Annotated in this window: 14 protein-coding genes; 7 read left to right on the plus strand and 7 right to left on the minus strand. The window is 62.7% G+C overall.

The window, feature by feature from the left end; translation table 11 throughout:
• Positions 1 to 13 precede the first annotated feature (13 nt).
• Both AABE10_RS22715 and AABE10_RS22720 read right to left on the minus strand, forming a co-directional pair.
• Entirely contained in the window at positions 14 to 1,558 is a 1,545-nt protein-coding gene (locus AABE10_RS22715; RefSeq protein WP_342935480.1) for an amidase, read from the minus strand.
• A gap of 111 nt (positions 1,559 to 1,669) precedes the next feature.
• The gene (locus AABE10_RS22720) at positions 1,670 to 2,368 is read right to left on the minus strand and encodes a dienelactone hydrolase family protein (RefSeq protein WP_342935481.1); all 699 of its coding nucleotides are present in this window, start codon (positions 2,366 to 2,368) and stop codon (positions 1,670 to 1,672) included.
• A 929-nt stretch (positions 2,369 to 3,297) separates the two neighbouring features.
• Between AABE10_RS22720 and AABE10_RS22725 the strand changes: the two genes are divergently transcribed.
• Positions 3,298 to 4,443, plus strand: a complete 1,146-nt coding sequence (locus AABE10_RS22725; RefSeq protein ID WP_342935482.1) for a branched-chain amino acid ABC transporter substrate-binding protein — start codon at positions 3,298 to 3,300, stop codon at positions 4,441 to 4,443.
• A 227-nt stretch (positions 4,444 to 4,670) separates the two neighbouring features.
• Positions 4,671 to 5,669, plus strand: coding sequence for a cupin-like domain-containing protein (locus tag AABE10_RS22730; protein ID WP_342935616.1), 999 nt, complete (start codon positions 4,671 to 4,673; stop codon positions 5,667 to 5,669).
• Between the two features lie 383 nt (positions 5,670 to 6,052).
• Here the strand turns inward: AABE10_RS22730 and AABE10_RS22735 are convergent, their stop codons facing one another.
• Positions 6,053 to 7,264, minus strand: coding sequence for an MFS transporter (locus AABE10_RS22735; RefSeq protein ID WP_342935483.1), 1,212 nt, complete (start codon positions 7,262 to 7,264; stop codon positions 6,053 to 6,055).
• A 194-nt stretch (positions 7,265 to 7,458) separates the two neighbouring features.
• On the opposite strand from AABE10_RS22735, the gene AABE10_RS22740 reads away from it, so the two are divergent.
• The 3 genes from AABE10_RS22740 to AABE10_RS22750 all read left to right on the plus strand — a co-directional run bounded on the left by AABE10_RS22740 (position 7,459) and on the right by AABE10_RS22750 (position 10,234).
• Positions 7,459 to 8,124, plus strand: coding sequence for a HugZ family protein (locus AABE10_RS22740; protein ID WP_342935484.1), 666 nt, complete (start codon positions 7,459 to 7,461; stop codon positions 8,122 to 8,124).
• Between the two features lie 357 nt (positions 8,125 to 8,481).
• Positions 8,482 to 8,784: an H-NS histone family protein gene (locus tag AABE10_RS22745; protein ID WP_342935485.1), complete on the plus strand. Its 303-nt coding sequence runs from the start codon at positions 8,482 to 8,484 to the stop codon at positions 8,782 to 8,784.
• 247 nt (positions 8,785 to 9,031) lie between these two features.
• Positions 9,032 to 10,234, plus strand: a complete 1,203-nt coding sequence (locus AABE10_RS22750; protein ID WP_342935486.1) for a cation diffusion facilitator family transporter — start codon at positions 9,032 to 9,034, stop codon at positions 10,232 to 10,234.
• Positions 10,235 to 10,255: 21 nt separating this feature from the next.
• Here the strand turns inward: AABE10_RS22750 and AABE10_RS22755 are convergent, their stop codons facing one another.
• From AABE10_RS22755 to AABE10_RS22765, 3 genes are all read right to left on the minus strand, one after another.
• Positions 10,256 to 10,714 carry an Lrp/AsnC family transcriptional regulator gene (locus AABE10_RS22755; RefSeq protein ID WP_012399541.1) on the minus strand — a complete coding sequence of 153 codons (459 nt, stop codon included), beginning with the start codon at positions 10,712 to 10,714 and terminating at the stop codon, positions 10,256 to 10,258.
• 91 nt (positions 10,715 to 10,805) lie between these two features.
• Positions 10,806 to 11,432, minus strand: a complete 627-nt coding sequence (locus tag AABE10_RS22760; protein ID WP_342935487.1) for an exonuclease — start codon at positions 11,430 to 11,432, stop codon at positions 10,806 to 10,808.
• A complete protein-coding gene (locus tag AABE10_RS22765; protein WP_342935488.1) occupies positions 11,429 to 12,073 on the minus strand; it encodes an MBL fold metallo-hydrolase in 645 nt (214 codons plus the stop codon). The genes AABE10_RS22760 and AABE10_RS22765 overlap by 4 nt, the downstream gene beginning before the upstream one ends.
• 645 nt (positions 12,074 to 12,718) lie before the next feature.
• Between AABE10_RS22765 and AABE10_RS22770 the strand changes: the two genes are divergently transcribed.
• Positions 12,719 to 13,318 (plus strand): septal ring lytic transglycosylase RlpA family protein, encoded by a 600-nt coding sequence (locus tag AABE10_RS22770; protein ID WP_428983372.1) that lies wholly within the window; start codon positions 12,719 to 12,721, stop codon positions 13,316 to 13,318.
• Positions 13,319 to 13,412: 94 nt separating this feature from the next.
• On the opposite strand, the gene rsmI is transcribed toward AABE10_RS22770, so the two are convergent.
• On the minus strand, positions 13,413 to 14,288 hold the full coding sequence (gene rsmI, locus AABE10_RS22775; protein WP_342935490.1) for a 16S rRNA (cytidine(1402)-2'-O)-methyltransferase: 876 nt from the start codon (positions 14,286 to 14,288) through the stop codon (positions 13,413 to 13,415).
• Between rsmI and AABE10_RS22780 the strand changes: the two genes are divergently transcribed.
• Positions 14,287 to 14,766, plus strand: a complete 480-nt coding sequence (locus AABE10_RS22780) for a YraN family protein (protein ID WP_342935491.1) — start codon at positions 14,287 to 14,289, stop codon at positions 14,764 to 14,766. The two genes, rsmI and AABE10_RS22780, sit on opposite strands and share 2 nt — an antisense overlap.
• Positions 14,767 to 14,804 lie beyond the last annotated feature (38 nt).

Below are 14,804 nucleotides of genomic sequence, written 5' to 3' on the forward strand. Positions count from 1 at the left end.
TCTTCGCGACGGCCTAGATTCGCGCGGGCATCAGCGGCGGCCGCCTGTCGAACCACGGACGCGCCGTCTCAAGTTGAGCCGCGAGCCGCAGCAACGTCGCTTCGCCGCCTTCGCGCGCCGCGAACTGCACGCCGACGGGCAGGCCGCGCGCATTCCAGTAGAGCGGCACGGACATCGCCGGCTGGCCCGTCAGATTGAAGAGTTCCGTGCAGCCCGCCCACGCGAACGCCTTGTTCGACACATCCGTCAGCAGCTTGCGCATCAGCGGTTCGACGGGGACCGTCGTAATCGCGCGCATCTGCATTTTCTCGGCGGCAGTCGGCTGCATTTCGCCGATCTTGATCGGTGCGGAGGCAAGCGTTGCGCACAGGATCACGTCGTAACGCGTCATAAGATCGGCGAGTTTCGCGCTGACGTTGCGCTGCGTTTCAAGCGCATCGGGCAGCTCGCGCTCGCCCAGCTTGCGTCCGATGTGTCCCATCGTCCATGTTGCAATTTCGAACTGGTCGCGGTTCGGCTTGCGCCCGGTGATCTGATCGGCCTTCAGCACGAGATTTTCGGCGCTGACCGACCAGATCATCAGAAACGCTTCGCGCAGTCTCGCGAAGTCGATGCCGAGCGAGACGGGTTCGATGCGATGGCCCAAAGAAGCCGCGAGCTGTGCGGCATCGTCGAGCGCGGCGCGGGCGTCGGGGGACAGCGCGGGCGCGAACATCGGGTCCGTCACGAATGCGACGTGCAGCGGCTTGCACGGTTCGCGTGTCGCGGCGAGAAAAGTGCCGGGCGCGCCCATTGGCCGCTCCGCGTTGCCGGAGGTGAGATCAAGCAGCAGCGCGCTGTCGCGCACGCTGCGCGAGACGGCGTGATCGATGCCGAGTTCGCCGGGCGCGGGCGCTGCATTCGACGGCTGGCGTCCGCGCGACGGCTTGAGTCCGAAGAGGCCGCAGCACGAAGCGGGAATACGGATCGAACCGCCGCCGTCCGACGCATGCGCGAGCGGCACGATGCCCGCCGCGACGGCCGCGGCCGAACCGCCGCTCGAACCGCCCGGCGTGTGATCGAGATTCCACGGATTGCGGCACGGACCGAAAAGTTCGGGCTCCGTAAAAGGCATCTGGCCCATCTCCGACGTGCTCGTCTTGCCGAAGATGTTGAGGCCGGCGGCGCGTGTCAGCGTGACGAGCGGGGCGTCTTCGGTGGGAACGTAGTGCCGGTAATGGCGGCTGCCCATCGACATGCGCAGCCCTTTGACGGGCAGTCCCAGATCCTTGATCAGATACGGCACGCCGGCGAGCGGGCCATCGCCGAGCGCGTCGGCGCGCGGCGCATCGGCGGCCTGTCCATCGGCACCCGACGCAAACGCGCTGCCGTTCACGCGCTCGCCTGTCGCGCGCTGGCGAGCGGCGTCGTAATCCTTCAGGACGATCGCGTTGATTGCGGGATTGGCGGCCTCGGCGCGCGCGATCGCTGTTTCGAGCAGCTCGCGCGCGCTCACCTTGCGTTTGCGCACGAGATCGGCGAGGCCGATCGCATCATGATCGAGATAATCGGCTTGCACGACGAAGGCCCCCGCCCGGTTTGGCATGTTGTTGACGACACGCGCGGGCTGCCGGTGACGTGACGCACAGATGTCAGGCGCGACGCAGCCACGTCACGCCTCTAGCGTAACTTACGCGTGGGTCGCGAGGAAAGTCAGCGTGCGGCCGTGCGCGAGCGCTGCCGAGTGCTGGTGATAGCTCGCGCGCTCGGTGCAGTTGAAGCCGTGATCGGCGTTCGGGTAGACGTACAGCTCGGCGTCGTCGCGGCCCGCGAAGCGCTCCTTCACTTCGCCGACTGCCGACAGCGGAATGCCGTGATCCAGCTCGCCGTAGTGGAACTGCATCGGCACCTTGATCTGCGGCGCCTTGTCGAGCTGGTTCTGGATGCCACCGCCGTAGTACGACACGGCGATATCGAGCGTGCCTTCGGCGGCCGCCAGATACGCGAGACGTCCGCCGAAGCAGTAGCCGATGCCCGCCACCTTGCCTGTCACTTCGGGCATAGCGCGCAGCGCGGCCGCCGTTGCGCCGATGTCCGCGACGGCGAGCTCGACGTTGGTCTTTTGCAGGATCTCGATGCCCCTGTCGCGGTCCGCACCCACGTACCCGAGTTCGACGCGCGGCTGCGTGCGCCAGAAGATATCCGGTGCGATCGCAATATAGCCGTCCTGCGCATACTGATCGACGACGTCGCGAATGTGGCCGTTCACGCCGAAGATCTCCTGAATGATGATGACGGCCGGACCCTTGCCGCTTTTGGGCGTCGACATGTATGCGCCAAACGAGTCATTGCCGGTCGGAATGTCGATCCATCGGGAAGTCACGCTCACGTTGTTTCTCCTTGCATAAACGGGGATGCCGCAGTCGGGCTGCTGCTGTTGGATTGCCGCTGTTGGGCCGCTTTTGTTGGACCGCTGCGGGCAGACAATCGTTTGCGCGGGCCTCGCTCGCAGCGGGCGCTCAGTGTGCCATCAAAAGAAAGCGGCTGCAGCGGGCGCCCGCGCGCGCTGACGGTTGACTGACGCGCTTCGCCGACGGCGCCGCGCCCGTAAGCGGATTGAAACGATGGCGATCGTTGGCCGGGCCGCTGCACGGGCTTCGCGGGCGTCGATGCGTGAGTCGCGCAATGTGTCCACGCACTCGTCTGAGGAACGCAATCTCGAATGCACCGAACGGACGCGAGCACTGCGACGGGCGTGAGTGTAGCGATACAGGTCGGGCGCTCTGCCGAGCGTTTCGCGCGAGAGCCATCGGCATCCGCGTGTGCATCGAAACGCGGAAGTACCGCTTGCACCTACGCCTATATATAGCGAGCAGCGCATAAGAAAAAATGAGAACGTTCTCAGCGCTGCTTTATCACCCTGTTCACGCGTTATGACGGGATCGGCGCATATCCGACGCATTAACGGACGATGCCCGCAAAGCTTAAGGCCCACGCTATAGAAGAAACCTTCGTGTTCCCGAAAGCCGCATGGATTGGAGCTTCCGGAGCAGCGTTGTGGCCCGATTCACGACTAAATAGGACAAACGCTATTGGTAGTGTTCCCACTTACTCAAAAAAACCCCACAAATTAATTTGATGGCCTACACTTGCGCGCAAGCGCGGGGCGCCACCTGCCACAAACAGGCTGGAACGCGTGCTTGCCAAGTGCATGAACGATGCATCCGGCGGAGTCGTCCACGGGATTTGAGCGACACGTGAAGGAAGCGGGGCACAAGGGCGATTACGTTGTTTTTGGGACCGAAATCGGAGACTTACATGAACATCAAAATTCAAAAGCTGTTGCCGATCAGCGCTGCGGCGATGCTGTTTGCAACGTTGGCGACGACGGCTTCGGCCGACACCGTTGTCAAGATCGGCCATGTTGCACCCTTGACTGGGGGCATCGCTCACCTGGGCAAGGACAACGAGAATGGCGCACGTCTCGCAGTCGAGGAAATCAACGCGAAGGGGCTGATGATCGGCGGCCAGAAGGTCACGCTGCAACTGGACGCACAGGACGACGCAGCCGATCCGCGTACGGCTACGCAGGTCGCGCAGAAGCTGGTCGACGACAAGGTCGTCGCCGTGGTCGGCCACCTGAACTCGGGCACGTCGATTCCGGCTTCGAAGATCTACAGCGATGCAGGCATCGTCCAGATCTCGCCGTCGGCAACGAACCCGGCATACACGCAACAGGGCTTCAAGACGACGTACCGCGTCGTGGCAACCGATGCGCAGCAAGGTCCGGCGCTGGCTAACTACGCAGCGAAGGGCCTGAAGGTGAAGAGCGTCGCGATCGTCGACGACTCGACGGCTTATGGCCAGGGTCTCGCAAACGAATTCGAGAAGACGGCCAAGTCGCTGGGCCTGAACGTGATGTCGCATGACGCGACGAACGACAAGGCTGTCGACTTCCGCGCCATTCTGACGAAGATCAAGGGCGAAAACCCCGACGCCATCATGTACGGCGGCATGGACGCAACGGGCGGCCCGTTCGCGAAGCAAGCGAAGCAGCTCGGCCTCCGCGCGAAGGTGCTGGCTGGCGACGGCGTCTGTACCGACAAGCTGTCCGACCTGGCAGGCGACGCAACCGACAACATCGTCTGCTCGGAAGCCGGCATGGCGCTCGAGAAGATGGAAGGCGGCGCGGCGTTCCAGGCGAAGTATCAGAAGCGCTTCGGTCAGCCGATCCAGATCTACGCTCCGTTCACGTACGACGCTGTGTACATCATCGTCGACGCAATGAAGCGTGCGAACTCGACCGATCCGGCGAAGATCCTCGCAGCGATGCCGAACACCGACTACAAGGGTGTGATCGGCGAAACCACGTTCGACTCGAAGGGCGATCTGAAGCACGGCGTGATCTCGCTGTACAACTACAAGTCAGGCAAGAAGACGCTGCTCGACGTCGTCAAGATGTAAGAGCGGTTGTCGCGGGCGGATGAGCGGCTCGCCGCTTTCCGTCTGACGCGGGCCGGCCGGAAGGCCCCAGGAGGCACGCGGGTTTCGACCCGCGTGCCTTTTGTTTTTATGCGCATCCGGCTTGCGTCGCGGACGCACGACTTCTGCGCATCGCCGCGCACGTTCGCGCGCAATGCCGGAGATACTGTCGAACGGGACATCAACGTTTGGGGGCTGTCGTGACACGTCTGATCGATGACGAATGGCGTCGCTGGATCGCCGAAAACCTGTTGCTCGACGCCGCGCCCGAAACCGTGCATGCCGTGCTCGTTCAGCATGGATTCGAACGCGATCACGCGCTATGCGAAATCGATAGCACGCTGAAAAGCCCTTATTTTCTAGCGGGTTCACGCTTGCGCAATCGTTTGCGTAAGCGCGAATGGATGCTTTCCGTGTGCGGCGACCTGAATCGCATGCGCGCCGGAGCGGATTCCGTCGAACGATGCGCACGTCTGCCACGCGATGTGTTTTACGAGCGGTTCTATTTCCAGAACCGACCTGTGATCATCACGGGCACGTTCGATTCGTGGCCCGCGCGCGTTCGATGGAATTTCGACTACTTCCGCGCGCGCTGCGGCGACGCGGTAGTCGAGGTGCAATTCGGGCGCGATGCGAACGCGGACTACGAGATCAACCAGCCCGCGTTGAAGCGCACGATGCGTTTTCGCGACTACGTCGATCTCGTCGAGCGGAGCGGCGTGACGAACGACTTCTACATGACGGCGAACAACGCGTCGCGCAACCGCGCGGCGCTTGCGGCGTTATGGGCCGATGCGCCGCCCGTTCGCGAGTATCTGGATGCGGACGCCGCCGACGCGGGCTTTTTCTGGTTCGGACCGGCCGGCACGAGGACGCCGTTTCACCACGATCTGACCAACAACGTGATGGCGCAGGTGATCGGGCGCAAACGCGTACTGCTCGTGCCGTTCACCGATACCCCGTACATGTACAACCATCTGCATTGCTACTCGCAGATCGACGGCAGCGCGATCGACGTCGAACGCTTTCCTTCCGTCCAGCAGGCGCGAATGATCGAGTGCACGCTCGAACCGGGCGAACTGCTGTTTCTGCCGATCGGCTGGTGGCATTACGTCGAAGCGCTCGACGCGTCGGTGACGATGACCTACACGAATTTTCTCGAACGCAACGACTTCGGACAGACGTACAGCACGTTTCACGAGCTTTGATCGATCGGAATGGAGCGGTTTCCGTCGCGCGAGCCGAGGATGCGGCGATAAATACGGCGGACCGATGTTCCGGTCCGCCGTCCTCCCTGACGCTTCGGTTGCCGTCGCTATTTGTTCGGTGACGCGATGAGCATGTCTGCGTCGCGCATCGTCTGATGTTTGAGCAAAGCCCATGCCATTGCGCGCACGGCGTTTGATCATTTGACATTTAGTCTGGAACCCTAACAAAATCAATGGGTTCGGTGCGATGAGCGGAATGCGTGGAGATTTTCGACGTGCTGGCGTGCCGTGAAATGTCTGCGTACGTCACGTAGCGAGTGACGTAGCGCCGCGCGAAGCGGCGGCGAGGCCGGCGCGAGGCCAACGAACGCGCGCGGCGGCGTTCAGATGCCCAGCCAGCGCAGCACCTTCGGCCCGATGAACGCGACGAGCGCGGCGCACAGCGCAACGACGGACAGGCCGATCGGCAGATTCGTCAGCTGCGCGACGCCGCCGATGATCACCGGCCCGAGCAGCAGGCCGAAGTACGCGAGGCCCGCGACGTGCGCGAGACCTTCGGCGGCGTGAATGCCTTTCACGCGCGCCGCTGCCGCGAACAGCACCGGCATCATGTTGGCGAGGCCGAGGCCCATCATCGTGAAGCCCGTCAGCGCGGCGACGGCGTTCGGTAGGAGCAGCGCTCCGATCATGCCCGCGCAGGCGAGCGACGCGCTCGCGGCGATCAGCTGCGGCGCGCCGAAACGCGCGCGCACGGCGTCGCCGGCGAAACGCGCGGCCGCCATTCCACCTGAGAAAGCCGCATAGGCGGCGCTGGCGACGGCGGGCGTCGACGCGACGACGTCGCGCATGTAGACGGTCGCCCAGTCGTACATCGCGCCTTCGGCGATCAGCGCGATCAACGCGATCGCGCCGAGCGCCCACAGCGCCGGCGACCGCCAGCGACTCGCGCGGGGCGTGTGCGCATCGGGGTGCTCGGCGTGCGGCACGTGCGGCAACACGGCGGGACACGCCGCGATCAGCACGCTCGCGCTGACGAGCGACGCGAGCAGCAGATGCAGCGCGGGCGCCATGCCGTGCGCGAGCGCCGCGCCGCCGACGGCCGCGCCCGCCATCCCGCCGAGGCTGAACATTCCGTGCAGCGACGACATGATCGGCCGCCCGAGCGCCTCTTCGACGGCGCTGGCCTCGGCGTTCATCGCGACGTCGAGTGTCGCCATGCCCGCGCCGAAGATCGCGAGCACGACGAGCAGCATCCAGTACCACGGGACGACGAGGATCAACGCGCCGCAAGCCGACATCGCGAGCCCGCCTGCGAGACACGCGCGGCGCGTGCCGACGCGCGCGATCCACGGTGCATTCGTCACCATCGCGCCGATCGAGCCGCCCGCGACCGCGAACAGCGCGAGCGACAGCATCGCGGGGTTCAGATGGAAGCGGTCGCGCACCGTCGGCACGTGAACGCCCCATGATGCATACATCATCCCCGCGATAAAAAAGAGCGCCATCGTCGCGTAGCGGGCGCGGTTGCGCGCGCCGACGGGCAGATTACGGTGCGCGGCAGGCAGCGAGGCGGAATCGGACGGACGATCGGACACGGAAATCTCGGTGAATGGGAAGACAGCAGGAGGGAAAGCGCGCTGAAAGCGATTTTGGATTCTAGCGAAGCATCTTGCGTCGTGCCGACAAGCCCTTGAACTAATATTGATATCCGCGCGCGGCGCGTCTGCATCGCATCGGCTCCCCATTGGATTTCGCCGGCCGCCGCATCCATTCCCCCGAGGACGCGCACTTGAACATCCCCGCTCACGCTCCGCTGCATCTGCTGCATCAGGCTTCGATTGGCACGCTCGCGACGCACGCGCGTCAGCCGCAAGGCTTTCCGTATCCGACCGTGCTGCCGTTCGCGCCCGACGCGCGCCACCGTCCGACCATACTCGTGAGCCGTCTTGCCGAACACACGCGCAATCTGCACTCCGACCCGCGCGCCGGCTTCCTGATCGTCCACGCGCCGGACGGCGACGTGCTCAACGGCCAGCGGATCACCCTGGTCGGCACGTTCGAGCACGTCGACTCGACGCCGCCTGTGATCCACCGCTACCTCCGCTATCACCCGGACGCCGAGCGCTATCTCGTGCTGGGCGATTTCTCGTTCTGGGCGATGTCGGTCGAACGGATGCGCTACATCGGCGGCTTTGGCGCGATGGGCTGGTTGACAGCGGATGAACTCGATCCGCTCGACCCGGTTTCGTTCGACGAAGAAGAGGGCCTGGTCGAATTTTTCGAACGTCATCCGCGCCGGCCGCCGCATGCGCGATTGGCGGGAGTGGACCGCTACGGTGTCGACCTCGAAATAGCGGGCGCACGCAGCCGGATTCCGTTCGAAACGCCGGCATCCGATGACAACGCCCTGCGCACCGCATTGGAAGATTGCATCGAGCGACTGACCGCTGCGTGAAGACCGTTCGATCGCCGGGTTTTAACCTCGCTGTAAAAGATGATTTTGCATTTCACGGCCCAAGTTCGCATGGAATGAAATGTTCCGGAGTAAATTAACTTTTGTGTTTCATGTTTTGCCAGTTGAATAGAGTTTTATTACCGGGGCCCGGTTTTCAGGGAAAGAATAATAGAGCGGCGAGACCGGACAATTGCGACAGCGGTGAAAGTTTATGAAATTGAGATTAATTAATTTCGCGCGGAGTCTTTTCCCCGGTTTCTATTTTGTGTTAATCTCGCCAGCAAATTCCGAGGCATGATCACTTTCAGTGACTAATCGGCGCAGACCGACGTCCATTTATCGAACCACAAGGGAACTATGTCCTCCTACAGGGAACTACTCGCGCAGCGCGAAAAGCTCGAGAAGCAGATCGAAGAGGCAAAAGCGCGCGAATATGCGGAAGTGCTAAACGAAATCAAGCAGAAAATGGCTGATTACGGCATTACTTTGGCCGAACTCGGAGGGGGGCGCGCAAAGGCGGCGAAGGCGGCGTCTCGTCCGCGCGCCGGAGTTGCGCCGAAATATCGCGATCCCGCCAGTGGGAGCACATGGTCAGGCCGTGGCAAACCGCCGCGCTGGATCGCAGGTCAGGATCGCGATAAATTTCTCATCGAGAAATAATATGACTTAATGCTCGCATCGCGAGCAATGCATTAAAGAAAGACCGCAGCACTTTTTCGGCTGCGGTTTTTTATTGCCTATGATTGCCTGACTGCACTATTGAACTTCATACACAACGTGCAAGCTCACAATGAGAATGCTTCGCGTTTTGATAAGCATCTGATTTGAAAGACGTTTTTTCTTCGCTTAACAGCGGTTTCATCGAGCAGCAGGTAGAATTAAAACTATCGAACCTGCACTCTTTCACATGCCTTCCAACGTGGCCGAGCAATCGGCGGAAAAACAGCGCGTCGCGCGCAAAAGCACTTACGTCAGCATTGGACTCAATACGGTGTTGATGTCGGTACAGATCGTCGTCGGCGTAATTGCGCATTCCCAGGCACTCGTCGCGGACGGCGTGCATTCGCTTGCCGATCTGATTTCGGATTTTGTCGTATTGGTCGCCAATCGCCATAGCGGTGCGGAACCGGACGCCGATCACAATTACGGACATAGCCGCTACGAAACGGTCGCTTCACTCTTTCTGGGCGGATTGCTGATCTCGGTCGGCGTCGGCATGTTGTGGCGCGCGGGCACGCGGCTCACCGATCTCCAGCACATCCCGGCCGTGCATATGAGTGCGCTGGCCGTGGCCGTGGTAGTGCTGTTGTCGAAGGAAGGGCTCTTCCGTTACATGCTGCACGAGGCGCAGCGCGTGCGTTCCGCGATGCTGATCGCGAACGCCTGGCATGCGCGGTCGGACGCGGCGTCGTCGCTGGTGGTTGCACTCGGCATACTCGGGAGTCTTGCCGGCGTGAGGCTGCTCGATCCCATCGCCGCGGCCATCGTCGGCTTCATGGTCGCGCGCATGGGCTGGACTTTCGGCTGGGATGCGCTACAGGACCTGTCCGATCGCGCGCTCGACGAATCGGCCACCGCCGATCTGCGCACGCGGCTGATGTCGACGCCCGGCGTGCGCGACGTGCACGAGTTGCGCACCCGCAAGATGGGCGATTTCGCGCTCGTCGACGCGCACATTCTGGTCGATCCGATGATCTCGGTTTCCGAAGGCCACTACATCGCGGAAACGGCGCGCTCGCGCGTCCTGGCCGATAGCCGCGTGCTCGATGCGTTGATTCACGTGGACCCGGAAAACGACGCGATCGCGCGGCCGCCCGTGAATCTGCCGCCGCGTGCGAAGATCGCCGCCGAAGTCGAATCCGCGCTCGCCGCGCAAGGGCTGACGGCGGCCACGGTGAACCTGCACTATCTGAGTTCGGGCCTCGACGTCGAGGTCACGTTGCAGCCGTCGAGGCTCGGCGCGCTGGAAAGCGAAGCGCAGCAGCTGGCGCGGGTCGATCTGGATGCGCTCAAGCGCAAGCTGGGCGCGCGCAAGCTCAACGTCACGCACGCGGTCGATGTGTCGACGGCCGGCGACGAACTCGCGCGCGAGCCGCGCGGCGCTGCGTGAGCCGTCGCTTGCGCGGGGGCGTCAGAGCGGCAACTGCGTATCGAACTTGATCTCGCGCAGCACAACGCTCGTGCGCACCTGTGCGACGGCGGGAATCTTGAAGATGCGGTCGTGCAGGAAGGTGTCGTACGCCTTGATGTCGGGCGCGACGATCTTGAGGATATAGTCGGATTCGCCCGTCGTGCTGTAGCACTCGGTCACTTCAGGGCAGGTGGCGATTTCCCGCTCGAACTGCTCGACGCCGCCTTCCGTGTGACGCGTGAGATGAATATGTGCGAGCGCGCAGACATGGAGGCCGAGTTTTTCGCGGTCGAGCAACGCCGTGTAGCGCTGGATGATGCCCGATTGCTCCATGTCCTTGATGCGGCGCCAGCACGGCGTGCTGGAGAGCCCGACCTGATCGGATATTTCCTGCACCGAACGGCGCGCGTCGAGCTGCAAAAGACGCAGGATCTTTTGAGAGAACGTATCGAGTGTCAACTGCGCCTCCGTGTTCGCGTCGCCTTTTCGTCAATGTTAGAGGCACGGAAAACGAAACGCAACCGAAGCTGCCCTTGCTGAGGGAGATTACCTAATTTCGCGCCGGGTCGTTGGCGTTTTCTGCTGAGTCGTCCCCTTCAGTATCGGACAATATCAAGCTCTGACGCGCCCGCAAGTCGGCGAGCATGTTGCAAAAAAGTGCGCCTTGCTCGATCGCGTCATCGAGCGCGACATGCGTGTGCGGATGATCGTCGAACCAGTGCTTCGGAAAACGTGGCTTGATGCACTTGCGATACGGCAATCCCGTCATCGCGAACGCGAGCGTCTTGATGTCGAGTGCGGACCACGAGAACGGGCAGCGGCCGGCAAACCGCATCATGTACCAGAACATGAACGTGAAATCGAACCCCGCCGGCATTGCCACGAACACCGGCTTGCCCGGTAGCGCCTCGACCCACTCGACATACGCGACGAGTGCCGACTCCGGCTGCTGCAGGTCCTTGCGGCATGCGGCCCACGCTTCGGGCTGCGTCTTCCACCACGCTTCCTGCACGGGATGAGGCACCGCGCCTTCGAGCAATTCGAGATTCGCCGAGAACGTGCCGATCAATTGCTTGTCCGCCGTATACGCTGCCGACGCGAAGCTCAGCATCGAATGCGGGCCGGGAATCGGGCCGTCAGCTTCGACGTCGGTGCTCACATAGATTTCCACCGTCATGCGCTGACTCCGTCCGCGACGTATGGGTTCGTGCGCCGTTCGTCGCCAAATGTCGACGTCGGGCCGTGGCCCGGGACGAAGGTGACGTCGTCGCCGAGCGGCCAGAGTTTTTCGCGAATCGAGCGGATCAGGTCGCCGTGATTGCCGCGCGGGAAGTCCGTGCGACCGATGGAGCCGGCGAACAGCACATCGCCGACCAGCGCGAGACGATGCGCGCGACTGAAGAAGATCACGTGACCGGGCGTATGGCCCGGACAGTGATAGACCTCAAGCGTTTCGTTGCCGAACGTCACTGCGTCGTTGTCGTCGAGCCAGCGGTCCGGCTCGAATGCATCGGCAGCGGGAAAGCCGAAGCGCGTGCTTTGCTCGGGCAGCTTGTCGAGCCAGAAACGCTCGTCGACATGCGGACCTTCGATCGGTACGCCGTAATGCGCGGCGAGCGTCTTCGCGCCGGCGCAATGATCGATGTGGCCATGCGTCAGCAGTACCTTTTCGACCGACACTTTCTGGCGCTCCACTTCGCCCTTGATGATGTCGAGATCACCGCCCGGATCGACGATGGCCACGTGCCCGGTCTGCTCGCAGACGAGCAGCGAACTGTTCTGCTGGAACGGCGTGACGGGGATCAGAGTGACTTTCATGGGTGGCGGCGCGATACGTGAAAAGCTCGATTGTACCGACCGTCGCGGCACGTGCCATTGGCCGGAAAGCCTACTGACGAATGCTCATTTTTGCAGTAATAGTGAGAATTCATCGACGGAATCAGCAGGTAGAGAACACGGAATTGTGTTTTTGCTATAATGCGCGTATTGGGCGTGGGAGACCGCGCTATCTTTTGGGTGAGCAGCTGCCGTTTCATCATATGAAACTGGAATGAACGGTGCTGATTCACCATCAAGCAAGTGCTGTTGGTGTATCCGACGGCAAATCCAGCATCGATCGCTTTTGTCGATGCGCACGTCCTGTCCAGCCAGGTGCCACGCGCCTGTCACGGCCTCGCTGCCGTAACGCCGGATGGGGCCTACGCCGCCTTCCTGAGCGCTGTGAGTTTCCGGCGCTGAGCGTGTGAACGTTCGATGGCGGCTCGTGGGGTCTGGCGAATCTGCGGGGACAGGTTGCGTCAGACGTGAAAACTAACCGTGCGGTTGCGGCTGAATGTGCCGCGTCCGGGCTTTTGTCGTTCTGCGCCAGCGTTGCGCAGCGCGTGTCGGCCCTTTGCCGCCGGAGTCGCAAGCAAACACGCAGCCATTCGCGTGATGCGGCTCGCATTTGTATCTATTCGTATTATGAAGACTCGGCTATCCCGACGCGTTGGGAGCGTTTTTGCCTTTTTGGCACTCGCCGGCTGTGCGGTGCCTCCAGGCGCGAGCACCCAGGTCAGCGGTGTGTCCGCGACAACGAAGGACGCGCAAACGGCGCTCGCTCCGCTGTCGTATGGTTCAGGTTTGAAAGAATTGCCGGATGCGGCAGGTCGGAAGGGCAAGCTCGCGGACGCTGAGCCGCTGACCGACGGTCCCGATATCGCCGACTTCCATCAGTTGGGGCGCGCGTCGTGGTACGGCCGCGGCTTCCACGGACGCAAGACGGCAAACGGCGAGCGCTTCGACATGCATGCGCTGACGGCGGCGCATCGCACGCTGCCGCTTGGCTCGTATGTGCGCGTGACCAATCCGGCGACCAACGACGCCGTCGTCGTGCGGATCAACGACCGCGGTCCGTATGCGCGCGGCCGGGTGATCGATCTGTCGTATGCGGCCGCGAAAGTTCTGCATCTTGCTCGGCTGGGCACGGCGCGCGTGAAGATCGAAGGGCTGACGCAGCGCGAGGCGAAGGCCGAGATGAACCAGATCCTGGCTTCGAACCAGAGCGATTCGAGCGACAAGTAAGATCGTCCTGTCATTGCCTGGATGGATGCGGAGACGCGATCTCTGCAAAGAGAAGGATTGCAAGAGGGCTGCACTACGCAGCCCTTTTTGCTTTTCAGCCGTCCTTTTTCAGCGCGAGCGCGCGCGTGTACAACACGTTACGCGATGCGCCCGTCAGCGTCGCCGCGATCCTCGCCGCGCTGCTCACCGACAACTCCTGCAGCAACAAGCCGAGCAGCGCGTCGTGATCGTGCTCGCCTTCGGCCTCGGCGCGCGCGCCTTCCACGACCAGCACGAATTCTCCGCGCTGCCGGTTCGCGTCTTCTTCGAGCCACCCAGGCCCTTCGGCCAGGGTGCAGCGATGCAATCTCTCATGTAACTTCGTCAACTCGCGGCCAATCAACAGACGTCGGTCGCCGCCAAAGGCATCGGCGAGCGCCTGCACGGTTTCAACGATGCGATGCGGCGCTTCGTAGAACACCATCGCGTGCGGATGCTTCGCGAGCGGTGCGAGCGCGGCGGCGCGCTGTTTGGCTTTGGGCGGCAGGAAGCCGAGAAACGTGAACGTCGCGACCCAGTCGCCCGCTACGCTGAGCGCGGTTGCAAGCGCGCTTGCGCCGGGCAGCGGCACGGCGGCGAAACCGGCTTCGCGCACGGCATCGACGAGCTTCGCGCCCGGATCGGAAATGCCCGGCGTGCCCGCGTCGGAGACATACGCGATGCGCTCGCCTGCCTGCAGATACTCGACGATGCGCTGCGCGGCTTCGCGTTCGTTGTGCTGATGCACGGCGACCAGCGGTTTCGCGATGCCGTAGCGCGACAGCAATTGTCCTGTGTTACGCGTGTCCTCGGCGGCGATGCGATCGACGAGGCCGAGAACGTGCAGCGCGCGCAACGTGATGTCGGCGACATTGCCGATCGGCGTAGCCACGACATAGAGCGCAGAAGCAGGATAGTGCTGCCCTTGCGCGAGTTCGGAAAGAGGAGTCATGACACGAAAGACGCAGACACACAAAACAAGGCCGACATTGTGCCACGCAGTTGCAGGCGCACGAGAGGACACGCGCGATGGCGCGAGCCGCCCGAACAACTTTTCCGATGGCGCCCGGTCCAAAACCGTCGGAGCAGCATTCGAAACGCGCGCGATGACGTTTCTTCAGCGGCAGCGCTTGCGGTTCGTCGCGCGCAATGTCGTTTGTCGTGGCGGCGAAATCGATCTCGTGATGAAGGAGCCGGACGGCGCGCTGGTGTTCGTCGAAGTGCGGGCGCGTACGCAAAGCCGATACGGCGGCGCGGCGGCGAGCGTCGCGTGGCGCAAGCAACAACGCATCGTGCGCGCCGCGCAGCATTTTTTGTCGGCCCATGATGGCGCGATGCCCGTGTGCCGCTTCGATGTGATCGCGTTCGAGCGCGGACGTCTGCTATGGCTGCGCGATGCTTTTCGCGCGGACGACTGCGCGGGCAACTGAGCCGATGACCGTTGAGGCGCCGGAATCGCAGCGTGAGT

The organism is Paraburkholderia diazotrophica (assembly GCF_038900755.1).
GTDB lineage: Bacteria > Pseudomonadota > Gammaproteobacteria > Burkholderiales > Burkholderiaceae > Paraburkholderia > Paraburkholderia diazotrophica_A.